This window comes from Ekhidna sp., from assembly GCF_040223195.1.
In the GTDB taxonomy this organism is placed as follows: domain Bacteria; phylum Bacteroidota; class Bacteroidia; order Cytophagales; family Cyclobacteriaceae; genus Ekhidna.
In genome coordinates this window covers 576652-601060 of record NZ_JAVKDX010000015.1, presented here as the reverse complement: position 1 = coordinate 601060, position 24409 = coordinate 576652, and the positions used below count along the sequence as shown (strand labels likewise).

At 43.0% G+C, this 24409-nt stretch carries 21 protein-coding genes; 16 read left to right on the top strand and 5 right to left on the bottom strand.

What is annotated here, in order from left to right:
* The first annotated feature begins 1 nt into the window (after position 1).
* The 3 genes from RLN88_RS10170 (at position 2) to RLN88_RS10160 (ending at position 3202) form a co-directional block, all read left to right on the top strand.
* Entirely contained in the window at positions 2 to 1195 is a 1194-nt protein-coding gene (locus RLN88_RS10170) for an NADH-quinone oxidoreductase subunit D (protein ID WP_350221287.1), read from the top strand.
* 4 nt (positions 1196 to 1199) lie between these two features.
* Entirely contained in the window at positions 1200 to 2687 is a 1488-nt protein-coding gene (locus tag RLN88_RS10165; protein ID WP_350221286.1) for an NAD(P)H-hydrate dehydratase, read from the top strand.
* Positions 2688 to 2869: 182 nt separating this feature from the next.
* Positions 2870 to 3202: a T9SS type A sorting domain-containing protein gene (locus tag RLN88_RS10160; RefSeq protein WP_350221285.1), complete on the top strand. Its 333-nt coding sequence runs from the start codon at positions 2870 to 2872 to the stop codon at positions 3200 to 3202.
* Positions 3203 to 3279: 77 nt separating this feature from the next.
* Here RLN88_RS10160 and RLN88_RS10155 read toward each other — a convergent pair whose 3' ends face one another.
* Together RLN88_RS10155 and RLN88_RS10150 are read right to left on the bottom strand one after the other, a co-directional pair.
* Positions 3280 to 6237, bottom strand: coding sequence for a protein O-mannosyl-transferase family (locus RLN88_RS10155; protein WP_350221284.1), 2958 nt, complete (start codon positions 6235 to 6237; stop codon positions 3280 to 3282).
* 165 nt (positions 6238 to 6402) lie between these two features.
* Positions 6403 to 7050, bottom strand: coding sequence for a hypothetical protein (locus RLN88_RS10150; protein ID WP_350221283.1), 648 nt, complete (start codon positions 7048 to 7050; stop codon positions 6403 to 6405).
* 16 nt (positions 7051 to 7066) lie between these two features.
* Here RLN88_RS10150 and RLN88_RS10145 point away from each other — a divergent pair, with 16 nt between their 5' ends.
* The 3 genes from RLN88_RS10145 (at position 7067) to RLN88_RS10135 (ending at position 9039) form a co-directional block, all read left to right on the top strand.
* On the top strand, positions 7067 to 8254 hold the full coding sequence (locus RLN88_RS10145) for a tetratricopeptide repeat protein (RefSeq protein WP_350221282.1): 1188 nt from the start codon (positions 7067 to 7069) through the stop codon (positions 8252 to 8254).
* An 80-nt stretch (positions 8255 to 8334) separates the two neighbouring features.
* Complete coding sequence (locus tag RLN88_RS10140) at positions 8335 to 8586, top strand: nucleotidyltransferase domain-containing protein (RefSeq protein ID WP_350221281.1); 252 nt, start codon at positions 8335 to 8337, stop codon at positions 8584 to 8586.
* Positions 8587 to 8853: 267 nt separating this feature from the next.
* The gene (locus RLN88_RS10135) at positions 8854 to 9039 is read left to right on the top strand and encodes a hypothetical protein (protein ID WP_350221280.1); all 186 of its coding nucleotides are present in this window, start codon (positions 8854 to 8856) and stop codon (positions 9037 to 9039) included.
* A gap of 7 nt (positions 9040 to 9046) precedes the next feature.
* Here the strand turns inward: RLN88_RS10135 and RLN88_RS10130 are convergent, their stop codons facing one another.
* The 3 genes from RLN88_RS10130 to asnB all read right to left on the bottom strand — a co-directional run bounded on the left by RLN88_RS10130 (position 9047) and on the right by asnB (position 13058).
* On the bottom strand, positions 9047 to 10129 hold the full coding sequence (locus RLN88_RS10130; protein ID WP_350221279.1) for a glycosyltransferase family 4 protein: 1083 nt from the start codon (positions 10127 to 10129) through the stop codon (positions 9047 to 9049).
* Entirely contained in the window at positions 10114 to 11109 is a 996-nt protein-coding gene (locus RLN88_RS10125; RefSeq protein WP_350221278.1) for an NAD-dependent epimerase/dehydratase family protein, read from the bottom strand. Before RLN88_RS10125 ends, RLN88_RS10130 begins: the two co-directional genes overlap by 16 nt.
* Before the next feature lie 92 nt (positions 11110 to 11201).
* On the bottom strand, positions 11202 to 13058 hold the full coding sequence (gene asnB, locus RLN88_RS10120) for an asparagine synthase (glutamine-hydrolyzing) (protein ID WP_350221277.1): 1857 nt from the start codon (positions 13056 to 13058) through the stop codon (positions 11202 to 11204).
* 72 nt (positions 13059 to 13130) lie between these two features.
* On the opposite strand from asnB, the gene RLN88_RS10115 reads away from it, so the two are divergent.
* The 10 genes from RLN88_RS10115 (at position 13131) to wecB (ending at position 24324) form a co-directional block, all read left to right on the top strand.
* Positions 13131 to 14390, top strand: a complete 1260-nt coding sequence (locus RLN88_RS10115; RefSeq protein ID WP_350221276.1) for a hypothetical protein — start codon at positions 13131 to 13133, stop codon at positions 14388 to 14390.
* Complete coding sequence (locus RLN88_RS10110) at positions 14387 to 15769, top strand: oligosaccharide flippase family protein (RefSeq protein ID WP_350221275.1); 1383 nt, start codon at positions 14387 to 14389, stop codon at positions 15767 to 15769. The genes RLN88_RS10115 and RLN88_RS10110 overlap by 4 nt, the downstream gene beginning before the upstream one ends.
* Positions 15766 to 16677, top strand: a complete 912-nt coding sequence (locus RLN88_RS10105) for an FkbM family methyltransferase (protein WP_350221274.1) — start codon at positions 15766 to 15768, stop codon at positions 16675 to 16677. Before RLN88_RS10110 ends, RLN88_RS10105 begins: the two co-directional genes overlap by 4 nt.
* Positions 16661 to 17608 carry a glycosyltransferase family 2 protein gene (locus RLN88_RS10100; RefSeq protein WP_350221273.1) on the top strand — a complete coding sequence of 316 codons (948 nt, stop codon included), beginning with the start codon at positions 16661 to 16663 and terminating at the stop codon, positions 17606 to 17608. The genes RLN88_RS10105 and RLN88_RS10100 overlap by 17 nt, the downstream gene beginning before the upstream one ends.
* Complete coding sequence (locus tag RLN88_RS10095; RefSeq protein ID WP_350221272.1) at positions 17605 to 18687, top strand: glycosyltransferase; 1083 nt, start codon at positions 17605 to 17607, stop codon at positions 18685 to 18687. Before RLN88_RS10100 ends, RLN88_RS10095 begins: the two co-directional genes overlap by 4 nt.
* Before the next feature lie 257 nt (positions 18688 to 18944).
* Complete coding sequence (locus tag RLN88_RS10090; RefSeq protein WP_350221271.1) at positions 18945 to 19781, top strand: glycosyltransferase family protein; 837 nt, start codon at positions 18945 to 18947, stop codon at positions 19779 to 19781.
* A gap of 15 nt (positions 19782 to 19796) precedes the next feature.
* Positions 19797 to 21023: a glycosyltransferase family protein gene (locus RLN88_RS10085; protein WP_350221270.1), complete on the top strand. Its 1227-nt coding sequence runs from the start codon at positions 19797 to 19799 to the stop codon at positions 21021 to 21023.
* A complete protein-coding gene (locus RLN88_RS10080; protein ID WP_350221269.1) occupies positions 21020 to 22000 on the top strand; it encodes a polysaccharide biosynthesis protein in 981 nt (326 codons plus the stop codon). Before RLN88_RS10085 ends, RLN88_RS10080 begins: the two co-directional genes overlap by 4 nt.
* Positions 21990 to 23216: a glycosyltransferase gene (locus RLN88_RS10075; RefSeq protein ID WP_350221268.1), complete on the top strand. Its 1227-nt coding sequence runs from the start codon at positions 21990 to 21992 to the stop codon at positions 23214 to 23216. Before RLN88_RS10080 ends, RLN88_RS10075 begins: the two co-directional genes overlap by 11 nt.
* A complete protein-coding gene (gene wecB, locus RLN88_RS10070; protein ID WP_350221267.1) occupies positions 23209 to 24324 on the top strand; it encodes a non-hydrolyzing UDP-N-acetylglucosamine 2-epimerase in 1116 nt (371 codons plus the stop codon). The genes RLN88_RS10075 and wecB overlap by 8 nt, the downstream gene beginning before the upstream one ends.
* Positions 24325 to 24409: the final 85 nt, after the last annotated feature.

Sequence of the window (24409 nt, the reverse complement as noted above, 5' to 3'; positions counted from 1 at the left end):
CATGGTAGAGTCATTTCTCACAAAATCGGAACCGTTAAAATATAAAGAGTCTGACCTCAAAACTGAGGAGATGATCATCAACCTTGGTCCGCAGCACCCTTCAACCCATGGAGTGCTGAGGCTGGAAGTAGTCACTGATGGAGAGATTGTGGTGGATGTCGTTCCCCACATGGGGTATCTCCACAGGTGTTTTGAAAAACATGCCGAATCATTGGCTTTCAACCAGACGATCCCCTACACCGACCGGATGGACTATGTGGCAGCCATGAATAACGAATGGGCATTTGTGATGGGGGTGGAGCGCATGCTCGGAATTGATAAAGAATTGCCCAAGCGCATTGAGTATATCCGGGTGTTGGTAGCCGAACTGAACCGGCTGGCTTCACACTTCATCGCCATTGGCACGTTCGGGATGGATATTGGTGCATTCACACCCTTCTTATGGATGATGCGCGATCGGGAGCATATTCTCAGGATGTTGGAGTGGGCGAGTGGTGCCCGCATGCTGTACAATTACATATGGGTGGGAGGTCTGTTTTACGACCTGCCTGTCGGATTTGAAGAGCGTGCAAAAGAGTTTGTGGATTACCTGAAGCCGAAGCTGAAGGATTCGGAAAACCTGCTGATCAACAATAAGATTTTCATTGAGCGTACGGCCAATGTGGGTGTACTTTCACCAGACCTGGCCATTAATTACGGAGTGACAGGCCCGATGCTTCGAGGGTCAGGCTTGCGGTTTGACTTACGTAAAGTTGATGGCTATAGCGTATATCCTGAGTTGGATTTTGATGTTCCCGTTGGTGAGGGGAAGATGGGTGCTGTGGGCGATTGCTGGGATCGAAACTGGGTGAGGTATGCGGAGTGCTGGGAGTCGATCAAGATCATTGAGCAGTGCGTGGAGAAGCTCCGGGGGGAGCATAAGCGAACGAAGGAATTCGATCCTCGGGCGATGGTTCCGAAGAAAATTCGTCCAAAGGCACAAGATTTATATGTCAGGGCAGAAAATCCAAAGGGAGAATTAGGCTTCTTCTTCCGCACGGATGGGCGGGCAGATCAGCCGCTGCGGTGCAAATCCCGTGCACCAAGTTTCTGCAATCTCTCAGTGCTAGCGGAAATTAGCAAAGGCTGCATGCTGGCAGATTTATTTGCCATTCTTGGCTCCATTGATTTAAATATGGGTGAAGTAGATCGATGATAAGATGAAAATCCTTACTTCAGAGCAAATCAGGGAAGTAGATCAGTACACGATCAAGCATGAACCTATTGCCTCTGTTGACCTGATGGAGCGTGCCAGCAAGGCATTTGTTCTTAAGTTTCAGGAATTTATCCATGACAAGCATCCGCTAAAGATTTTTTGTGGGGTTGGGAACAATGGTGGAGATGGCTTGGCCATTGGCCGACTGCTGAAAGAAAAAGGATGGGAGGTGTTTCTCTATGTGGTAGGAAACCCACGCAAAGGTTCGGACGATTTTAAGGCTAATCTGGATCGGTCGGAATTATACGCAGTGATCGATTCTGTAAAAGACTTGCCATCGATTGGCAAGGACGATATTGTTATTGATGGGTTATTCGGTTCGGGCCTTTCCCGCCCGCTAGAGGGGTTTTACAAAACATTGGTGGAGTACCTGAACCCGCAGGCGTGCCAGAAGTTTTCAATTGATATCGCCTCCGGACTGTACGCGGATCGGGCGGTGGAAAAGGATGCGGTTGTTTTCCAACCTGACTATACCTTTTCTTTTCAGGTTCCGAAATTGTCATTTTTTATGCCCTCTTGCTATCCGTATGTTGGGGAGTGGCATCTCCTTGATATCGGCCTGGATCAATCGTTTGTCGGGAAACAGCAAACGGCTTTTTTCCTCTCTGAAAAGGCCGAGTTTATTCCGATGATCCCGATCAGGCAGAAGTTCGCTCACAAAAATCAAGTGGGCAGGCTGATGGTGGTGGCCGGAAGCAGGGGAAAAATGGGGGCTGCTGTGTTGTGTGTAAGGGCGGCTTTTAAAGCAGGAGCCGGGCTGGTCAATGCCTGCGTGCCAACTTGCGGAACCGATATTATGCAGATTGCTATTCCCGAGGCGATGGTGGTTGAGCCTAAGGGAACAAACGAAATTCAATCCATCCCCAAAACGGAAGATACCGTAGTGCTGGGACCTGGCCTGGGCACTCACTCCAGGACGCTGGATGCCCTGGAGAAATTTCTGAAACAGACCAAGAAGCCTTTGGTCATCGATGCGGATGGGATTAATCTATTGGCCAAAAGGAAACCGTTGTTGAAGTTGCTTCCTCCTGAATCCATCCTGACCCCACATCCCGGAGAGTTTGAAAGGCTGGTGGGGAAGTGGAAGAATGATTTTGAAAAACTGGAGAAGCTTCAGCACCTGTGCAGAAAATATAAATTGAATGTGGTCTTGAAAGGAGCTTACTCGTCAGTGTGCAATGTAGAAGGAAAGGTGCATTTCAATCCAACTGGAAATCCGGGTTTAGCCACCGCTGGAAGTGGCGATGTTTTGACCGGGATAGTGGGGGCATTTCTGTCCCAGGGACTATCATCTTCTGACGCATTGAGATTGGGGGTTTACCTGCATGGAGCCGCTGGGGATCAAGCGGTAAGGGAACTGGAGACTCCCTGGATTCAGGCATCAGACATCATTGATTTTTTACCGAATGCGGTCAGTGCACTGAGAGGCTAAGTGGGTTTAGATAAAAACCTTTAAAAAATCGATCAAACTCAAAAACCTCATGCAATTGGTTAAAATCAATTGTTTCTTTAAAAAATCCAATGGAAAGTGGCCAGGTTAACGTTAATTAACGGTTATTATTTTTCAGGCATTAGGAACTATATGAAAAAAATTGCGTACTTTGTAAGACTACAATGCGCAATAAACTGATCATACTGACGTTCGCCCTCGCTCTGAGTGGTATTTCCCTGGCACAGGGAGTATCCGGTGCTGGCCAGGAGGCGCAGATCAGCATCTATCCAAACCCTGCAGTTGAATTTATTGTGGTGCAAGTAGATGGCGATTTTGCCAATGCGGAATTTGAGTTAAACTCAATGATTGGTAATAAGCTGCAGATTAAGCCGGAAGAGATTGGAGTAGGGAAATACAAGATCCAGGTAAAGGATTTAGCTACAGGATATTATTTCTTAATCGTCAAGGACGAGGAAAAGCGGTTTAAAAAAGCATACAAGTTTCTAAAACATTAAGGTGTATCTCTTTTGAGGAGACATAAAAAAACCTTCAACTCAGTTGAAGGTTTTTCTTTTTTGGCCTACTCTATTCGCTATTGTTGGAGTTGAGAGTAGTAGGTATTGAAAAGCTCTTCATAGCTTGCGGCTTTCTCCCTGTCTCCATTCGCCCGATAAGCCCTTGCTAGTTCGTTCAGGGACAGCAGCTGTTTTTGCAGCTCATTAGTTTCCGGACTGTCTGTCGCAAAATAGAAATCCAGCCACTGAGCAGCATATTTTGATGTAACCTCCGCCACATGGTTGGCCAATTCTGGCTCGCCTACTTTCAACAGCATATCCACCTGCTGCACACTAAAAAAGTCAAACGGGGTGGATTCATCCGGCATTACTTCCAGGCATTTTTTCAATACCTCAGCAGCTTGCGCATAGTCACCCTCTTCGATCAGGTTTTCAGCGAGTGTGTTAAAAGTGGATCTAGAATTGAGCACAAAACCCGCATAATCCTGTGTGTAATAAACGCTAGGGTCATCCAGATTGGTCCAGGTAAACTTGTTCATCACATTGTCATACATCACCTCGGTGTTCACGGGGTATGAACCAGTTCGGGCATCTGGATTGTAAATTGGAAGTACCCGATAGGCCATCCCTTCCTGCACTACGTGAGGCCTCATGTCAAATTCCAGCTGTGAAATAGATGTATTGTTCAAATAGATCGGTCGTTCCCAGTTGTTATTCACTAGGAGGTCCAGGAAAGCCAAATCACCTTTGATGATGTTTCTTCCTTTGACTCGGATGACCATCTTATCTACAATTAAATGATGCAAATCTTTGGGCACAATTTGTTTTGCCTTTACCGTATCCACATCAATGAAAAGCGTTTTAGATGGAATGGAATTGTAGGCACTGATGGAGGTTGGGATTTGAAGACCAGGATTTTCATCCTCAATAAATTTCAAAAGCAATCGTGCATTGATTGCATTTCCTTTTAATTCATCTCGCTCGTAAACTGGAAGATAGTCATTCAATCCGCCTTGCTGATAGTTCTCAATATCCAGGCCGTATGGCAAAGGAGCAGATTCATAAGCCTGCCTTGCAGACTGCTGGATGTACCAGTCTGTATTATAGTAGCTAAGCACCAAAACCCTCGCATCTGTTCTGAAGCCTTCCACTTCCTGAGCATACCACAGTGGGAAAGTGTCGTTATCCCCTCCCGTGTAGATGATTCCATTTGGAGCCACGGATGACAGGTAGTTTTTAGCAGCATCTACGGAGAAGTATCTGTCTGACCTGTCATGGTCATCCCAGTTTTCGCTGGCCATGAGTACAGGAATAGCTAAGCCTATCACTGAGGCCAATACTGCTGCAATCTTTTTCTCTTTGGAGATGTTTTTCAGCATATCGTACAATGAGAGTACGCCAAACCCAATCCAGATGGTGAAGATGTAAAACGAGCCCGCATAGATGTAATCCCGCTCCCGCGGTTCGATTGGTGGAGTGTTCAAATAAAGCACAATTGCGATTCCGGTCATGAAGAACAGGAGCGCAGTAGCTGAAAATAGCTTCACGTCTTTTTTGTATTGAATAAACATGCCAAACAACCCAAGAAGGAGCGGTAGGCCGAAATAAATATTTCGTCCTTTATTGCTGGCGAGTACATCTGGCAATTCGTCAAATGCACCTGCCAGACCAACCCAGCTAGCGCCCTGGATATCATGTTCCCGTCCTGAGAAATTCCACATGAAGTAGCGGAAGTATTGATGACCCAGTTGATGTACAATAAGGTAGTAGAAATTATCACCCCAGCTCGGCTTCTCACCTTCTTTCAGTCCGGTTACTTGTCTGTACTTTCTGATGTGGTTGGGATCTGAGCTGTACATCCTTGGCAGGATCGTCGTATGCTTTGGATCGTAAACCTGTTCCACTTTGTAATCTTTCACTACATACTTGTCCTCACCACGCATGTAGATAGGGCCGCCTTTCTTATTCTCAATAAGTGCTGCGGTATAGTATGGACCTTTGAACAGCGGGCGGCTACCGTACTGCTCCCGCTTCAGGTAAGAAACGAAGGAAATGATCTCTTCCGGGTTATTTTCATCAATCGGCGGGTTGTAGTTACTTCTGATCACCGCAATAGAATAGGAAGAATATCCGATCAGGATGAAGGCGAGTGCAAGGAGTGAAGTATTTAGAATGTACTTGTTTCGTTTGATGGAGTAATGGATTCCATACACCAGACCTCCAATCACCAAAACGCCAAAAAAGATTACACCGGATCCGAATGGAAGGCCCAGGCTATTGACGAAGAATATCTCCATTTTTCCTGCAATGGATGGCAATCCAGGAATTACTCCTTCCAGAATGATGAGAACAATGGCAGCTGAAATCGCCATCGTATAGATGATGCCTTTTCGTGTCACTTGCTCATAATACCTGAAGTAAACAATCAGTCCCAATACAGGAATGGCCACCAGGTTTAGTAAGTGAACGCCTATGGATAGCCCCATCATATAGGCGATGAGGATGAGCCATCTGGCACGATCCTGCTCTTCGGCCATGTTTTCCCACTTGAGGATGGCCCAGAAAACGAACGAGGTGAAGAAGGCAGACATGCCATATACTTCAGCTTCAACTGCCGAAAACCAAAACGAATCTGAGAAGGTACACGCCAGGGCGCCTACCAGACCGGTTCCCATGATCACGATGGTGTCGGCCATGGTTTCCTCGCCTTTTTTAATTTTTAATGCCCTTTTAGCCAGGTGTGTAATGGACCAAAAGATAAACAACACAAAAAATGCGCTGCTTACCACACTGAGCATATTTACCCAAAAAGCTACCTGCGTCACATCTCCGCCTGCCAGCAATGAAAACATTCTACCTGTAAGGAGAAAGAAAGGTGCGCCTGGAGGGTGTGGTACCTGTAGTTTGTAGGAGCATGCGATGAACTCCCCGGCATCCCAGAAACTGGCTGTTGGCTCCACAGTGATGCTATATGTGATAAGGGCGATGAAAAAGGCTATCCAGCCTGTGATTATGTTGATCTTTTGGTATCCCATAGTCAAATTTATGTGAAGGGCGAAAATAGTAATTAACCCGAAGATTTCAGGAGATAATCATTTCTGATTTGCAATAACCAATTGGTTTGCAAGGTATTGAAACTTCTACTACCGAAGCTTAAACGGAAGCTTGCCTGCTCGGATGGGGTTTTTAACATCTTTTTATCAGTACACCGCCAGGTAGAAAGCGAGCCACACGAAAAAGAACAGTACATAAGTGCTCAATACGATGTACGCAGATATTTTCAGTTTTTTCCCTCCGATAAAATAGATGCCCAGCGCGAGCACGGGCCAGTACAGCAATTCGAAAATATTGATGGACTTGAGTGGGTAGTGCCACTTTGGAGCGATTTGTGTGTAATCCACCAGGTTGATGAGGGAGAATGGATAGAAGGCCATGTAATCGTTGTAGTCTGGGTCTGTATAGAAAAGGGTAAACCACAAAACCTTCGCAATTTCCGGGAGGAAGAAGACCACCTCAGTCAGCATCACCATCTTCCAGATTTGATTGAAATGAAGGCGATAACCAAACATGAAACAACCAATCCAGAGCGTTAGAGTGGTCCAGGTCCATTTCCAGAGGAGAAAAATCGGCACACTTAAATATTGAATACCATACAAGATGTCGAATATCCAGATATCTCCTCGCTCGTTTAGCACCTCAAATGCCGCGATGCTATCGATGATGAAGATGCGTTTTACAAAAAGTAGAGCTATGTACGTCATGCAGATAATGAAAAACATGCCTGCACCGTTGAAGTCGAACCATTCTTCGAGAAATCGCTTTCGGTACTTGGTTAATGAGTCGGTCATTTAGATTTGCGATTGAATGAAATTGAACGTCAAAAATATCACGCTGATAATCCTAATCCTACACTCGGCGGCTGTCAATGCCCAACGGCAAGAGGGGCAGCCAAAAGGCGACAGTGCGAGGTATAGTCTGCTGATTAATCCATTCATTCAGATAGAATCCACCGAGGCGATTAACTCCATGTACAATTTTGAGTTTGAAAAGGCGCACAGCCACTTCAATTACCTGCAGAAGCAGTATCCCTGGCATCCCCTTCCGTACCTGCTGAAGGGATTGAACTACTGGTGGAGGATTGTGCCGGATTATGACAATGATACGTGGGATCAGGAATTTCTCGCTTACATGGATACCACTAAGCTTTTGGCAGAGCATGTACAGAAAAACTATAATGAAATCGAGGGATCTTTCTTTTTGGCGGCTGCTTATGCTTTTGAGGGGCGCCTGTATTCGGAGCGGAGGGAGTACCGGAAGGCAGCACTGGCAGGGAGTAGGTCGCTCAAATACCTGGGAGAATGCCGGGGGCATGAAGAATACAGCCCGGAGCTGCTCTTTGGAGATGCCCTTTTCAACTACTATGCCGAATGGATCAGGGAGGAATATCCGCTGCTTAGGCCCATCATGATGTTTTTCCCGAAGGGAGATAAGGAGAAGGGAATACAGCAATTGAAGGAAGTAGCCAGGAATGCATTCTACTCCCGCACCGAGGCGCAGTATTACCTCATGCGAATATTGGCAACCGAAGAAAATGACATAGCCGGTGCACTGCAAGTAGGCGAGTACCTAAACAGCCAGTTTCCGGATAATGCCTACTTTCATCGCTACTATGCCCGGCTGCTGTACCAGTCAGGCAGGTACACCGAAGCGGGCAATGTGTCCCTGGAAATTCTTCAGCGGATAGATAGTATGCAAACCGGCTATGAGGCCCATAGTGGGAGGTATGCTTGTTTTTACCTGGGACATGTTAGCGAGATTAAACGTAACTATGAGGCGGCAAAGGCTTATTACCAACGAGGGTTGGATTTTTCCGAACAAGTGGGAGCGACAGAGATGGGGTATTACTTTTATTCTCTCCTACACCTGGGCAGGATCGCTGAAAAAGAAGGGAATCCTGAGCTTGCGGAAGAATACTATAAGCGGGTAAAGAAAAGAGCAAAACGTAAGCATCCGACGCACGAGGAGGCGAGGGAGCGGCTGAAGGATTTGTGAGACCTTTTCCGTAAATTAGTTTTTTATGGTCGTGATTAATGCTGATAAAGTTCGAGTGAAGGAAGAAATACTATCCTTCTTTGGGGATTCAAAAGATTGATCCAAAGGCAGAATTATATCTTTTTGGTTCCAGAACAGATCTTCAGAAAAAGGGGGGCGATATTGATTTTCTTGTACTTTCTGCAGGGAAATTGCCCTTAGAAGCATTGAGGGAGCTTAAATATAGTTTTTGGAGACAGTTTGGTGAACAAAAAGTAGATCTGGTCAATTTCACATTTGAGGAGGATCGACCATTTAAGCGAATTGCATTGACTTCAGCTAAAAAGCTATGAATGAGAAGGATCATATTGACTTGCTTAGGGAGTATTTTGTTGATTTAGAAAAAATGCTTCAACTCTTAGATCGCTCATCAAAGAAGGCGAAAGAAACAGGAAAACACGGTGAGTACTCGATGGAAGATTATGATATCCTTGAAGCTTTTACTGCCAGATTCAGCAGGTTGGCGGATTTCCTCGCGTCAAAATTTTTACGGACCATTTTGATTTTACTGAGAGATGACAATATTGCTTTTATAGACAGAGCTAATTTTTTTAGAAAAAATGGAGGTCATTCCTTCCGCTGAGGAGCTCATTAGTATAAGAGATTTGAGAAACAGCATTGTTCACGATTACTGGATTGAGGAAGTGAAGCAAAACTTTATTAATGTAAGGAATCTGGCACCAGCCCTGATGAAAGTATCTGAGCAGTCCATCCTATTTTGCAAGCATCGCGGATGGCTGGAATAAGCATTATTTATCGAAAGACATCCAACCACTTTTCCTTATTGGCTTCCACGCTGAAGTCTCTCTCCACGGTTTTTCTTCCTACTTTACCCACTCGTTTTCTTAAATCAATATTTTCAATGAGAAGTGATAGTTTTTCCACCCATTCTTCTGTTGTGCTGGCAAGAAAACCGTTTTCACCATCCTGAATGATGTCTGAATTCACTCCCACTGGCGACATGATTGTGGGAATTTCGAGTGCCATGTACTGAAGGCCCTTTAGACCGCATTTGCCTTTGCTCCAGTCATCGTCGGGGAGCGGCATGATGCCGATATCTATTTCGCATAAGTCGGAGACTTCCGTCTCACTTTTCCAAGCTAACCCCCGGATGCCCAGGTCTTCATTTTTATAGCTACCGTCCCCAATGACTTTGAAATACACCTGATCCCCGTATTTTTCCTTGATCTTTTTGAGCGGCTCCAGCGCACTTTCAAAATGCTTGATGGTAGAGAAGCTCCCGCTCCACCCGATGCAAATCCCCGGCTGTTGCTTACTCACATGTACCCTTACATAATCAGCCATGTCTATGGTGGTTGGAATAATAGTCACGCTATCTGTGTGTTTTCGGGCGTAACTGGCGAGGTATTCATTTCCGGCGATGGTAAGGTCGCAATAGGAAATAATCTTTCCGGTCTTTGCAGGGTTTTTCAGTTTTTGAAAAAAGGATTGATTTGGATTCTCATCCTGCAGCCAAATGGAATCGTCAAAGTCAAAGATGAGTTTGGCTTTCGATTTTTTGAATAGCCACTCAAAAAACGTCCCGAAGAAGAAAGCATCCCGGTAGATAAAAATGTAATCGTAACGATTGGAGCGAAACACATCCTTCACCCTTTTCAGCATCGCGGAAATCCCCACTCCAATTTTGCCCGATGTATTGCCGGAACCGTAAAAGATTTTGTCCTGGCGAGCGTCCAGCATGGGAGAATATGTGATTTCAACCCCATTTCGTTCCAGGTAATCCAGGTACTGCTCGTGCCGGAATCTTTGCCCGGGAGACCGGTCTTTTCGGTGGAGTGTAAGGAAAAGTATTTTGGGCATCAGTCTTCCAGCCACACGGGTGGCAGTTTTTCAGTGATCTCGATGTTTTCAAACCTGGAGCTCTTCTTTGCTCCGGTGGCCTTGGCCCAACCCACCATGCCTCTCAGTCCATCTTCCAGTGAGGTTTTGCTGTATTCCCCAAAGATCTTTTTGATTTTAGAATGGTCAGAGTGGGCGTGCACTACTTCATTTCTGGCATCCAGAAATCGCAGCTCACTTTTCAGCCCCATCGCATCGATTACTGCGCTGGCCAGTTCCTTCACGGTGTATTCTTTGTCCGCACCGATATTGAATACCTCGCCGTAGCATTCCTTGTGGTCCACACAGTTTGCAATAATTGGCGCTATGTCTCCTACGTAGGTGAAGGCGCGTGTCTGGCTGCCATCACCGAAGATGGTGAGCGGGTTGCCTTGCATCAGTTGGTTCATGAAGATGCCCACCACATTGCGATAGCGGTCTCCCAGGTTTTGGTATTCGCCGTAAACGTTGTGCGGACGGAAGATCACGTAATCCAGCCCGAACATCTCATGAGAAACCTTGAGGTCCATCTCCACAGCGAGCTTGGCAATGCCGTAGGGATCCTCAGGCTGGGGTGTCATATCTTCTCGCATGGGAGGGGGCAATGCCCCATAGGTGGCAATGGACGAGGTGAATACAAAGCACTTCACTTTGTGCTTCACCGCCTCGTTGATCAGGTTCACACTCCCGGTAAGATTGTTGGTATAGTTGAATCGTTTGATGAAGTGGCTCAGCCCTTCAGCCGCATAAGCTGCAAGGTGATAGACATATTCTATTTCATAATCATTGAAAAGCTTTTCAAGTAATTCATGATCGGTGATGGAGCCTTTGATGAATAAGGCCTCCGAAGGGACATTTTCTTCAAAGCCACCGCTCAGGTCATCCAAAACGATCACTTGTTTTCCTTTTTCGATCAAACTGCGCGAAACGTGTGCGCCAATGAATCCGGCACCACCGGTTACTAATGAGTAGGGCATAATCAATACTTAAGGAAGTGCAAATAAAAAAAGAAGTTCAAGAACCAAGGATTTTTTCGACATAATGAGCCTTTTCTCGTGATATGAAATTGTTAGGAAAACCATTTCCCGTACCACTTCTGAAACACATAAATTGTCCATATCACCGAATGCACATCCCCCGGATTGGCGGAGAAGAGCTTTTCTTTCAGGCTCATGACTTTTTCGGGATTGAAAATGCCCTGATGGCGCAGGTGATCTTCGTCAAATACAATTTCTTCAATGGACCCTAGGAGCTCATTTTTCATCCAGCTCAGCATCGGCACCTCAAATCCTTTTTTTGGCCGATGGTGCAGCTCTTTGGGGAGGATGTGCTCTAATGCATCCTGTAGTACTGTCTTTCTCCGGTTTTTATCCACCTTGAAATGCGGCGGTAGAGAACGTGCAAAGGCCACCAGATCCTTGTCAAGAAAGGGCACACGTACTTCCAGGCCATTGGCCATCGACATCAGATCTACTTTGGTGAGCATGTCGCCCGGGAGCACCAGTTTCAAATCAGCATCCAGGAAATCATTGAGATCGATCTGCCCTTGTTGGTGTAGGATATTGTTGATGAACTGGCGTTCCCCAGATTCGGGTCTGTGCAGCAGAAACTTATGTGCCTGCAGGTTGAAGGAGGCCAGGTGCCAGTATTTGTCCTGCGGGCTCATTTTCATGAGACGGGCATATTTCGCAGCTCTGCGAGCAAGGTTGCCAGCCTTGGAAGACCGGGAGGTGGGGAGGTGCTGAAGCAGGGGCGGCAGCAGCCGGATGAGGTGGTTGGGTAGCGTATGTTCGCCGGACCGCTGAAAGGCCAGGTGCTTGTAGTACCCTCCAAAAAGCTCGTCAGCACCATCTCCGGAAAGGGCCACCTTGATGTGCTTACTTACGTGGTTTGAGAGGATGTAGGTAGGGATTGCCGAGGAATCTGCAAACGGTTCATCGATATAGTCCAGCACCTTTTCCAGGCTATTGAGCAGATCATCATTGGTGAGGGAGAAGGTGGTGTGTGTGGTGTTGAATTTTTTGGCCACCAGTTCGGCATAGTCTGTCTCATCGAAAAAATCATGATCCCGGTAGCCGATAGAGAAGGTGTGCAGGTGGCTGTCAAACCCAGAGGCCATAGCCACCACTGCAGATGAATCCGTGCCGCCACTCAGGAAGGAGCCAAGTGGCACATCGGCCACCATGCGCCGCTCTACGGATTGCTCCAGCAGCCGGACGGTCTCTTTCTGTGCTTCTATATAATTGCCACGGAAGATGTCAGGGCGTTCAAGGCTCCAGTAGCGCTGGATGTCTGTCCCGGCTTGGGATACCTTCATAAAGTGACCGGGAAGCAGTTTTTTTACTCCCACGAGCATGCTCATGTCAGAAGGCAGGTAGGTGAGGCGGAGGTACCAATAGAGGGAAAGCTGATCGATTTTTTTTGGAATGGGATAGTTCATCAGGGCTTTCATCTCTGACCCGAAGACCAGGAAGTCATCATTTTGAAAATAATGAAGCGGCTTGATGCCCATCCTGTCTCTGGCGAGCAGTAGGGTTTCTGCTTTGGAGTCGTAAAAGGCGAAGGCGAAAAAACCGTTGAGCATGGGGAGGCATTTTTCCTGATCACGGATGAGTAGGTAAAGTAACACCTCCGTGTCGGAAGTGGAGTAAAAGTCTACGCTCAGTGTTGCTGCCAGCTCGCGATAATTGTAGATTTCGCCATTGAAAATGAGCGTGTACCGACCGGATGCATCGGTCATGGGCTGGTTGGCTTTTTCGGAGGTATCGATAATGGAGAGCCGGGTATGTCCCAGGCCGACCGACTGATGCAGGAAGGTGGCCTGATGGTCGGGTCCTCGTAGGTGGAGGGATTGGGTGGCTGATATGAGTGAGGATTGCAAATCATCACGTTTCGAGAAGTTTTTGAAGCCAGTTATTCCACACATTGCTTTGCAAGTTAAATTAACTCTTAGATTTGTTGAATGGGTTTACAAGACTTGATCATAACCCCAGTTTATTTGGCAATTTTCACACTGATTGCTTTGGTAATACGTCCTTATGTAACGAATAAGGGAACACGCAAATACTTTTTACCTGCCCTATGGGTGCGGTTTGGGGGTGCTATTCTGTTGGGTGTACTCTATCAATTTTATTACGGAGGAGGCGATACGTTCAATTATTGGGAGCACGGAAGCAGGTGGATTTACCAGGCATTTAATGAAGACATTTCCTTGGGAGTTAAACTATTAATGGAGCCGGGAGGAGTCTGGGATCCGGAAACTTTTCAATACACCAGTAATATATGGTACTATCGGGATCCAGCTTCTTATGCCATCGTAAAAGCTACGGCCTTCTTTGATCTGCTTACGTTTCACACCTACTCAGCTACTTCTTTATTCTTTGCCGTTTTCAGTTTTTCGGGTTTATGGGCATTGTACTCTGCTCTACAATATAAATACCCTGAAAACTCCGGCCGACTGGCTATTGCTGTTTTGTTTGTGCCCTCGGTGATTTTTTGGGGATCAGGAATTCTTAAGGATACCGTAACCCTGGGGGCACTCGGCTGGATGACCTGGGGACTATTGAGGTGGATTGATTTTGGAAAAAGAGGAATAGTGGAGGCAGGAATATTTGCATTTTCACTTTGGGTGATTTTCAGGATCAAAGTATACATCCTTATTTGTTTTCTGCCTATGATAGCTGTTTGGCTCTTTTTTAAGAATGTAAAAAGGATTCGAAATCTGGCCCTCAGGTTATTGTTGATTCCGGCATTGCTCTTGGTTTTTATTGCTTCGGCCTATTTTACTCTTGATCAGGTCACCAAAGACAGTTCCAAGTATCAGCTAGATAACCTGGCCGAGCGTGCCCGGATCACCGCCTACGATATCAGGTATGGGTGGGGAGCCCGATCGGATGGTGACGGGGGATACGATATTGGATTACCAGATGGAAGTTGGCAAAGTTTGATTGGTCTGGCTCCAAGGGCTATAAATGTGAGTTTATTTAGACCATACATCTGGGAGGTAAGGAATCCTTTGATGATTTTGAGTGCACTTGAATCGCTAGCAATACTCTTCCTATCCATTGGTTTGATCGTTAAAGGAAATATCCGTGCCAAATTGAGGGATCCCTTTCTTGTTTTCTGCATCGCGTTTTCCGTATTGTTCGCTTTTGCCGTTGGTGTGAGTACGTTCAATTTTGGGACTTTGATGAGGTATAAGGTACCTCTTATTCCTTTTTTTCTAATATTCTTAACAATACAAGGAGAAAGGGAATGATTAAGAAATTAGCTGCTCTCTGGAGATCATTTTTGAAGAAGGATTCATTCGTTCAAAATTTCTCTTATTTAGCTTCTGGCAAAATTCTTGTCGCTACTGCCTCCTTTTTCTTCGTTCCTGTTTTGTCTCGATTGTTTCCACCAGAGGCTTATGGTAATTTTTCATTGTTCAATTCAATTACAACTTTGATTGTAACACTGCTACTCATGGGGTATCCGGGAAGCTATGTATTAGTAAGTCCAAAAAAGGCTTTTCAAAATCTGATAATATTTCAAATCCTAAAAGTTTGCTCCGCAACTTTCTTTGCTCTTCTAGTTATTGGATTTTTATACCTTATCTCGCCAAACATGCTCAGGGGGTCTATTTGGCTCTTCATCCCAATTGGAATATTTGTTGACGGCTCTATGGTGATATTTTCAAGTTGGAATGTAAGAGAGAAGGAGTTCAGACTAGCTTCAAAACTAGAAGGATTTGGAGGTATATTTCTGAGATCAGTAAACGTTCTATTTGGTTGGCTAGGGAGAGGGTATGTTTTTGGATTGATATGTGGAAATTTAATTGGAAGGTTTGTGGTAAATGTTATCAATTCATATCGTTTTTATCATAAAGAAGTGACCGGACTAAGAAGTGATATAACATTTCAGGGAGTTAAGCGAGTCCTCCATGACTATAGCAATTACCCAAAATATTTCCTACCAAACCAACTACTTGGTCTTTTTGCGGGCCAGATCCCCATTTACTTTTTGGCTATTCGTTTTGACAATCAAAGCCTTGGTTACTACGGAATGGCTCTGACACTTTTTTCTCTTCCACAGCAATTGTTTGTGAATGCGATAGCACCCCTCTTTTTGCAAAAGGCTAATGAACTGATTGAGTCAGGTTTTCATCACTTACAGTCTTTTACCATTAGATTATACAGAACACTTTTTTTGGTTCTTATTCCCCCTATTGTAATCCTGGTGGTGTTTTCACGGGACTTAGTGATTTTTTTTCTGGGTGATCAGTGGGAGACCACCGGATCAATAGTAGCAATGATGGGTATTTATGTGCTGTTCCAGTATACTATTTTCCCTATTCAATCCGTGTTTCAGATTTTCAAAAAAGAACGATTCCTGTTTTTCCTTAGTGCCATTGGCAATCTACTTATGGTGCTTGGTTTAGCCATTGGCTTATACTTGAATGTTTCATTTATATGGTTTATTGTAATAATTTCCGGAACACAGCTAATATCATATTTGCTCAATAGCTATTTCGTTTGCCGAACGCTTGAGATTTCGTTTCTGAGAAATGTACTTCTATATGGGGCAGTTTTCATTCTATTTATTATTTCATTTTACCTTTTCGGGTCTAATAATGATTTGCTATCAATTCTGAAATGAATATTCTCAAAAAACTTCAAAGATCAATTACTTATCGAACGTCCAAAAATGAGTGGCATAAGTTGGCCGTACACCATGAATTTAGCGGATACAAAAAGCATTCAGTTTATTTGGAATCTATAGGCATCCATTTAGATGAGAATAAGCATATTTCTCTTTTAAGGGGTTATTCGAGTGCAAAAAAACTTGTTGCAAATGGAGGTCGCCTCTTTCTTGAGAACGGGGTGCTTCTGCTTGCCCATAGTGGGTTACGGGTTGAGATTCAGACTGCTGAAGAACTCTTCATTGCATGCGAGATATTAGTAGATAAATGTTATGAATTTCATATAGCTGAGCCATGTTTAATATTAGATATTGGTATGAATGTGGGCATTGCATCCCTGTACTTTGCAAGTCAGAAGAATGTTGTGGCTGTATATGGTTTTGAACCTTTCGAACCAACATTTAAGCAAGCTCAGGAAAACTTCCGAAGGAATCCATCAGTATCACAAAAAATAAAGTCCAACAATATTGGATTAGGTGATTGTAACAAAGAAATGATGGTTGATTATTCTCCCTCAAACAGAGGAAGAGTTGGATTATTTGGAACGAATCTCGTTAAGAATGAATTTGTGGATTTAGGACAAGAGTTAATAAAGATTAAATCTGCTAGCGAAGTACTGAAGGAAATTATTACTAGCAGACCAAGTATTAAAAAGGTGGTGAAAATGGATGTTGAGGGAGCTGAATTCGAGATTATTGAGAATTTGTATAATAATGGCATTTTATCATCTTTCGATGCAATTATGATGGAGTGGCATAAAACTGAACCAACTGAAATAATACACAGTCTAAGTAAAAATGGATTCACTGCGTTTAAGCAAAATTATAATTCCCATGTAGGGATGATATATGCATCAAAGCAATAAGCCTGTTCTCTCTGTGATTATGCCTGTTTATAATGCAGAAAAGTATGTTGCACAGGCTATTGAAAGTATTTTGTCTCAATCCTTTGAAGATTTCGAACTTCTATTGGCCGACGATGGATCAATAGATAATTCTAGACAAGTAATTGAAAAATTTAGAACCGATAAGAGAGTCACTATTACTAATAATGAAACTAACTTAGGAAAAGTAGTAACAGTAAATAGATTGTTTAAAAATGCAACCGGAGAATATGTTACTGTTCATGATGCTGATGATTGGTCATATCTAAATAGATTCCAAGCTCAAATTGATTATTTGAAATCGAATCCTGAAATTGGATTTTGTGGGACGAATTTCTACAATGAAGAAAATAGTACAGTAAGTAAAAGTGATTTAAAAACAGATTCATTTGAATTAAAAGAAGCGCTTTCAAAAGAGTCGCAGATGCATGGGCCTACGATTATTGCAAGAAGTGAATTATTAAATACTGTTTATCGTGACTTTTTTGATGGGTACGGAGAAGATTACGATATGACCTTAAGACTACTTGATAAATCACTACCCGGTAATCTTAAAGAACACCTTTATCATTATAGAAATTTAAGAGGGTCACTATCGAAAAAAATTACTCCAAGGAAACTTTATCTTCATGAAATTGCTAGAATTCTATGGAGGCAAAGAATCGACAATGGTATTGATGATTTAGAATCTGGTAACCAAAAGCAATTGGAAACCAGACTTGAAGAAATGATGGGAAGTTACATGTCTGATAAATCACTTATACATATTAAGCAAGCTGAGCTTAGCATGTATTATGGTTTTAAAAAAGAGGCTATTTTGGAAACTTTGAAGGCAATCTACAAAAACCCATTTAAGGCACGCAATTATAACACTCTTCAGTATTGTGTTAGAAAAACATTACTTGGATTTTGAAAGTACTCCACATCACTTCCTGGCACCCAAATCGGGGACAACCCAAAGAGGCTTTGTTCATCCATCGACAGGTAGAAGCTTTGAATGAGTTTGTTGATGATCAGAAAGTAATTCATGCACAGGTACTCTATGGGAAGCTAAGGTTCATTCGTTATCAAGATTATGGGGCACATCATGTTTTGCTTCAAATACCTACCAGACGATGGATTATTATTGAAGTTTTCTCATCTCTCCTTGTTCTATTTGTGTTGCTGAGAAACAGAGCGAATAGCTATGATGTACTCAACTTTCATATCGCATATCCAAACCTGACTTATTGGCATTTGTTTAAGGGGTTTTTCAAACCTAAAACCGTAATCACGGAGCATTGGAGTGCCTATCATTTCAATTTCGGCTTAAAAAAAAGCTTGCCGAGAGTGCAAAGGATATTTAAGCAAAACATACCTGTGATCACGGTTTCTAAAGCACTAGGAAATGATATCAAGCAATTCAGTGGATATGACTTTGTGAATTTTATCGTCCCAAATGTGGTTGAAAATGACTTCAAAAGACTTAGTTTGAATCGTGAGAAAGGACGTTTTTTCATGGTTTCACTGTGGAAATCTCCCAAAGATCCATTCATCGTGATCAATGCATTTGTAAAGCTCTTGGATTTTGATCCATCGATCAAGTTGGTAATCGCCGGTTATGGTCCTCAATGGGAAGAAATTGTTCAGTTATCCCAACCTCATAATCAAATTGAGTTGTTAGGTAAACTGGATTCAGCGGAGATCGCTCGTCAGATGAACATGGCTTCAGCATACATTCATCCTTCGGTATATGAAACCTTTAGTGTGGTTTGCGCGGAAGCTTTAATGTGTGGCTGTCCGGTGATTGCCAGTCATGTAGGTGGGATTCCTGAGTTTGTGAATGCTTCAAACGGAGTGCTCATTGAAAACAACTCTGAGGACGACTTCTTCGAGGCAATGTACAAACTCATCAATGGGCCAATGGTGTTTAATGAGGTCCCTGACTTCTCGAAGGTCACAATTGGAAAGAAGTACTTTGATGTTCTCCAACATATAATAAGTCAAAAATGAGGCTATCCGGTAAAACCATTTTGCTTGTTTCTCCAGAACCATGGGATTATTTGTTTGTGTCTAAACATCATTATGCCATACATCTTGCACGCAGAGGGAATAATGTGTTTTTTTTGAATCCCCCTGATAAAGCAACTTCGATTGTTAAGTCTGATCAGAAAGGACTATCTATTATTTCCTATAGGGGCTTTCCAAGGGGGATGAGATACTATCCTTCGTTCTTATCAAGATGGATCACCAGGAAGGTGTTTTATCGATTGGGATCAATTGCCAAAGCAAGTTTTGACATTATTTGGTCGTTTGATAATTCTGTTTTTTATCGGTTTGATGCTCTACCATTCGGCGTACTAAAAATCTCACATATAGTTGATTTAAATCAGAATTTTAAAACTAAATCGGCAGCCCAAAGTGCCAATATATGCTTTGGAGTTATCTCACCAATTGTAGAAAGACTGAAATTGCATAATCCTTTATCATTTAAAGTAGGACATGGGCTAAATGTGGTTTCAGATTATGATTTCAACTTTGTGACACCTGGACTAAATGACATTAAAGCTTTGTATCTCGGCAACTTGGCAATGAGCTATTTGGATTGGGAAAACCTGTATAGAACTGCTATTGCCCATTCTGAAGTTGACTTTATTTTCATTGGATCAAATGGAGACAATTTTGATTTGGTGAAGAATTCCACCCATGATAGTAAGCTCAATATTTCAAAGCTATCAAATGTATTTTTTCACAATTACATACCAGCCAGTGCTATTCATTCAGTTATTTCAAGGGCGGATATTTTAATGATTAGTTATCAGGAGAAATATCACTTAGATCAATCAAATTCTCATAAAGTTCTTGAGTACCTCTACTCCGGTAAGCCCATTGTGGCGACTTTCACACAGGAGTATGAAGGCAAGGACCTGATGTACATGAGTAAAAAAAATGCTGAATGGCCTTCCATTTTTGAGTATGTGATCAGCAATCTTGAAGTGTGTTCATCGAAAGAATTAGCAGATAAACGAAAAAATTATGCGCTCGAGCATACTTATGACAAACAAATCGATCGAATTGAAAAGTTATTAGCAAGTTTGCCAGCTTGAACTTCCAGAGCATCCATGAAGCGTAAGAAGGTTGTCATTTTTCTCTACAATCGGTTATTCGATCCGTTGATCCAATCCAACTTTTGGTTGTACATCAAAGACTACCTGAAAGACCCAAACAGATCAGTCGATTTTTGCCTGGTCACCTATGAAAATCCGGAATTTCCACTCACCAAGGAGCAGCAGGTCCTGGTGGAGGGATGGATGAATCAGGGGCTAAAATGGAAAAAGCTCAAATGGAATCCGGGCACTGGCTTAAAAGCCAAAGCCAAAGACATCATCCAGGGTTTCTTTGCGGTTTTGAGCCTTCGTATAAAGGGCTACAAGCATGCCCTATCCCTGGCTTCTGTGGCTGGAACTTTCCTGTATTTGTATTGGCTCATTTTAAGAAATCGTTATTTTCTGTATCAGTTCGAGCCGCACTCCGAGTATGCCATTGATAACAAGATGTGGGCAGAAAATAGCTTTCAATACAAGATGAGCCACTACCTGGAACGAAAAGCTGCTGCAAAAGCCGCGGTGGTTGCGTCAGGTACCCGATTTATGGAAAGGAGGATTCGTGAGGAATGGAAATTCAGCACACCATTTTTTAAAATTCCAACAGTGGCCAATGACCATAAATTCATTTTTGATCCAAAGGACAGGGGGCTGGTAAGGCAAGGATTGGGACTTTCAGAGAATGACTTTCTGCTTTTTTATCCCGGCAAATTTGGTGATCTGTATTACCGGGAAGAGGCTGCATTCATGTTTGGGTGGCTCAGAGAGGAAATCCCCAACCTTCATTTCCTCATTGTCACTCCGCATACCGATGAGGAGGTGATCCGGTTGTTTGAAGTGGCTCGGGTTGATAGCTCGGCCTACACCATACGCCATTCGGATTATGCAGATATTCATCAATATTATTCAGCAGCTGATTTTGCTGTGATTTCTGTTCCTCCTGGCCCATCCAAAAAGTTTATTTCGAATATCAAGGTCGGGGAGTATTTATGTGCCGGACTTCCATTTCTGATTACCAGGGGAGTTTCAGAGGATTACTTATATGCTTTGGAGAAAAATGTAGGAGTGGTGGTGGATGATTTTCAGGAGGAATTCGTTAAAAAGGCCGCTCCAGAGGTTCGGCATTTTTTGGAGTCGGATCGGGATGAATTGAGGAAGCATTGCAGGGAAGTGGGGTTGGAGTACCGTGGCTTTCAAAAGTTGAATGGTATATTTAAAGAGGCAATTCAAGAGCTAACAAAATGACATTGGAAGGAAAAAACGTATTGATCACAGGGGGTACCGGATCATTTGGAAAGGCCTATGCCAGACACATTCTTGAAAACTACAGATTGAATAAGCTGGTACTTTTTTCCAGGGATGAACAAAAGCACTATGTGCAGAAGCGCGAATTTTTAGCATGGGGAGATAAGGTTCAGTTTGTCATAGGTGACATCCGTGACAGGGATAAGGTATTCGAGGTATGCCGAGGGATGGATGTGGTCATTCACAGTGCAGCCATGAAGCATATGCCAATGGCCGAAGAGCATCCCATGGAAGCTATTAAAACCAACGTGCTGGGCAGTCAAAACCTGATCGACGCTTGTGTTTTTAATGGGGTGAAAAAGGTAGTGGCATTGTCCACCGACAAAGCAGCACTCCCCATTAATGTGTATGGAGGCACCAAGCTATTGCTGGAGCGATTGTTTATCACGGCCAATGCGCAGCATGGACAGAACACCAGCTTTGCAGTTGTTCGGTATGCCAATGTGTTTGGATCAAAGGGGTCAGTCATTCCTCTCTTTATGAAACTGAAAGATTCGGGAGAGTTGCCCATCACGCATCCGGAAATGACCCGATTCAGCATTACCATGGAGGAAGGCATTGCGCTGATCCAGTTTGCCATCGAAAGGAGCCTGGGCGGGGAAATTATTGTTCCGATAGCTCCTTCCTATAAAGTAGGGGATGTAGCAGAAGCCGTATGCCCAGATTGTGAAAAGAAAATCATTGGCCCACGTGTGGCAGAAAAAATGCATGAGGTACTAGTGTCTGAGTTTGAGGCGAAGCAGACCATTAAAGCGAGGGATTATTACATCATTGTTCCTGAGCTTGGGATAAGGGGAATGGCAGACTACTTGAATAATTACAAAGGTCAGAAAGCACCTATCTCTCAATATGATTCTGGTTCAAATTCAGATTGGTTGTCTGTAGAAGGAATAATTAAGCTAATTAGTGAAACATAGAATTAAACTGCTCCTTGTAAGCATCGCCTTTCCCCCAAAGAAGGATCCGGAATGCATTCAAACAGCAAAATACCTTAAGTACCTGAGTAACACGGAGGAACTTGATATTCAAGTGTTGACGGCATGTGATCCGGTTATCAATATGCCTGTTGATATGTCAATGAATTCCTTTAGCGTCAGAAACTCTGGTGTTTTTAAAAAAAAAATAACGGAGAATCGTTATCTGAATTTCCTACTTCGAAAAATTGGCATAGAGCAATTCCCTGATACAAAATTCACTTTTTCCTGGGGTATCAGGAGATTTTTAAAGAATAGCAAGATCCAATCCCCTGATGTGGTTTATGCGCGATCATATCCAATAAGCTCTTTAATTGCAGGTTATTGGGCCAGTATCCATTTCAACAAACCTCTGATTATTCATTTTTCAGATCCATGGACATTATCTCCATTGCATAGGCACAGTTTAAGTTATCAACGAAAAATGGAAGAATGGGAACTCAGATTAATCAAACACGCAAGTGCTATTGTGTTTACCTCTGAGTTGACTGCAACGAACTATCGTGTTAGATACCCTGAATACAAGGAGAGGATCCACTTTTTGCCAAATGTATATGATGATGCTGATTTGTCGCTAAATGAAAGTCAATTGAGAAATGAAAAGCTAAAATTAGTATATACAGGTGGTATTGTGGGCAATAGAAATCCTGAGCCAATTTTTAAGGCAATCAGTAGTTTGCCAGAAAAAATGCTCGATAGATTTGAATTTTTTATTGCAGGTGAGGCGGATCGAGACAATAGAGAGTTACTAGGAAAATTTAACCATCAAAGTGTTAGTTATTTGGGACCAATTTCATTTCTTGAGTCCAAGAAATTACAAGCATCTGCAGATATCTTGGTGTTGATTGATAATCATTTTGATGATGCTAATAAAGCGATGTACTTACCTTCCAAGCTATTGGATTATTTTGTTCAAAGGAAAAGAATTCTTGCAGTTACGACCCCTCAGGGAACAACATCTAATACACTTGAGGAAGGTGAGTTTGGTGATTGCTTCGGTCATTCTGATGTAGATGGAATTACAAATTTTTTGAGAAAGGCAATTGATGAGTTTGATAAAAAAAATCATAGTTACTTTATTAGACCAGATGTGCCTAAAAAATTTTCAGCTTCATTAAATGCTCAGAACCTTTTAAAAATAATTAAACATTATGCCTAGAATTACTATTCTGGTCGGAACAAGGCCAGAGGCAATTAAGCTTATTCCTGTTTATAAGAAGCTTTTGGAGGAAGTTAACTTTGAAATCCGACTTGTTAGTACAGGTCAGCACAAGGAAATGCTCCAAAATGTATTCGATTTTTTTGGGGTAAGCCCTCAGGTAGATCTAGGACTGATGACAAAAAATCAGACCTTATCACTATTTACATCCAGAGCATTCGAAGAGATAGACAAAGAATTGTCTAAAAATCCAGCCGACCTTGTTATAGTACAGGGGGATACAACTACTGCTATGGTGGCTGCTATGGTTGGGTACTATCACCAGATTGATATTGCTCACGTTGAGGCAGGATTGAGAACATACAATAAGTACTCTCCTTTCCCTGAGGAAGTAAATAGGCGAATTATTTCCTCTGTTGCTAATATTCACTTTGCTCCCACAGAGAAGGCGAGAGAAGTATTAGAGAAAGAGGGTTATAATAATATTCATGTCACTGGAAACACAACCATTGATAGTCTTTTACTCACGAAAAGGATCATTGAGACAAATGCAAAAACCTATGATTTGAAATTTAAATCAGACTTATCGAAGAAGGGTAATGTTCTGATTACGGGCCATAGAAGAGAGAGCTTTGGGGAAGGTTTTGATATTATTTGTGATGCAATAGAGAAGCTAGCAAGAAAATATTCCGAGTTACAATTTATTTATCCTGTTCATCTGAACCCGAACGTAAAGGACAAGGTCTTTTCCAAACTCGAAGAAATACAAAATATCGTTTTGTTACCGCCCTTACCGTATGATGAGTTAGTCTACCTTATGATGCAGTCAAAGCTCATTCTAACCGATAGTGGTGGAATTCAAGAAGAGGCTCCATCATTGAATATTCCAGTTGTAGTTATGCGAAATGATACGGAGCGAATGGAGGGTATCGAGGCTGGATGTAGCGTTCTTGCGGGAGTATCGGATGGGATTTTTGATCTTGCTTCTGAAATCCTCGAGGATAAAAGACTTTATTGGAAAATGTCACAAGCCCAAAACCCCTATGGTGCAGGTGACGCAGCAAAAAAGATCTCTATAGTTGTAAAAAATCACCTTCATAGTCTTTGATGGAAATTCTATCGCTGATCTACTTCTTGCTCCCTTGCTGCACTTTAATCGGTCATTGGTCTCGATTTTTTCAGACTTGATCTAA

Excerpts from the sequence above, each read along its gene's own strand:
- RLN88_RS10170 (WP_350221287.1), top strand. The coding sequence starts at position 2 with ATGGTAGAGTCATTTCTCACAAAATCGGAACCGTTAAAATATAAAGAG.
- RLN88_RS10165 (WP_350221286.1), top strand. The coding sequence starts at position 1,200 with ATGAAAATCCTTACTTCAGAGCAAATCAGGGAAGTAGATCAGTACACG.
- RLN88_RS10160 (WP_350221285.1), top strand. The coding sequence starts at position 2,870 with ATGCGCAATAAACTGATCATACTGACGTTCGCCCTCGCTCTGAGTGGT.
- RLN88_RS10155 (WP_350221284.1), bottom strand. The coding sequence starts at position 6,237 with ATGGGATACCAAAAGATCAACATAATCACAGGCTGGATAGCCTTTTTC.
- RLN88_RS10150 (WP_350221283.1), bottom strand. The coding sequence starts at position 7,050 with ATGACCGACTCATTAACCAAGTACCGAAAGCGATTTCTCGAAGAATGG.
- RLN88_RS10145 (WP_350221282.1), top strand. The coding sequence starts at position 7,067 with ATGAAATTGAACGTCAAAAATATCACGCTGATAATCCTAATCCTACAC.
- RLN88_RS10135 (WP_350221280.1), top strand. The coding sequence starts at position 8,854 with ATGGAGGTCATTCCTTCCGCTGAGGAGCTCATTAGTATAAGAGATTTG.
- RLN88_RS10125 (WP_350221278.1), bottom strand. The coding sequence starts at position 11,109 with ATGCCCTACTCATTAGTAACCGGTGGTGCCGGATTCATTGGCGCACAC.
- asnB (WP_350221277.1), bottom strand. The coding sequence starts at position 13,058 with ATGTGTGGAATAACTGGCTTCAAAAACTTCTCGAAACGTGATGATTTG.
- RLN88_RS10110 (WP_350221275.1), top strand. The coding sequence starts at position 14,387 with ATGATTAAGAAATTAGCTGCTCTCTGGAGATCATTTTTGAAGAAGGAT.
- RLN88_RS10105 (WP_350221274.1), top strand. The coding sequence starts at position 15,766 with ATGAATATTCTCAAAAAACTTCAAAGATCAATTACTTATCGAACGTCC.
- RLN88_RS10100 (WP_350221273.1), top strand. The coding sequence starts at position 16,661 with ATGCATCAAAGCAATAAGCCTGTTCTCTCTGTGATTATGCCTGTTTAT.
- RLN88_RS10085 (WP_350221270.1), top strand. The coding sequence starts at position 19,797 with ATGAAGCGTAAGAAGGTTGTCATTTTTCTCTACAATCGGTTATTCGAT.
- RLN88_RS10080 (WP_350221269.1), top strand. The coding sequence starts at position 21,020 with ATGACATTGGAAGGAAAAAACGTATTGATCACAGGGGGTACCGGATCA.
- wecB (WP_350221267.1), top strand. The coding sequence starts at position 23,209 with ATGCCTAGAATTACTATTCTGGTCGGAACAAGGCCAGAGGCAATTAAG.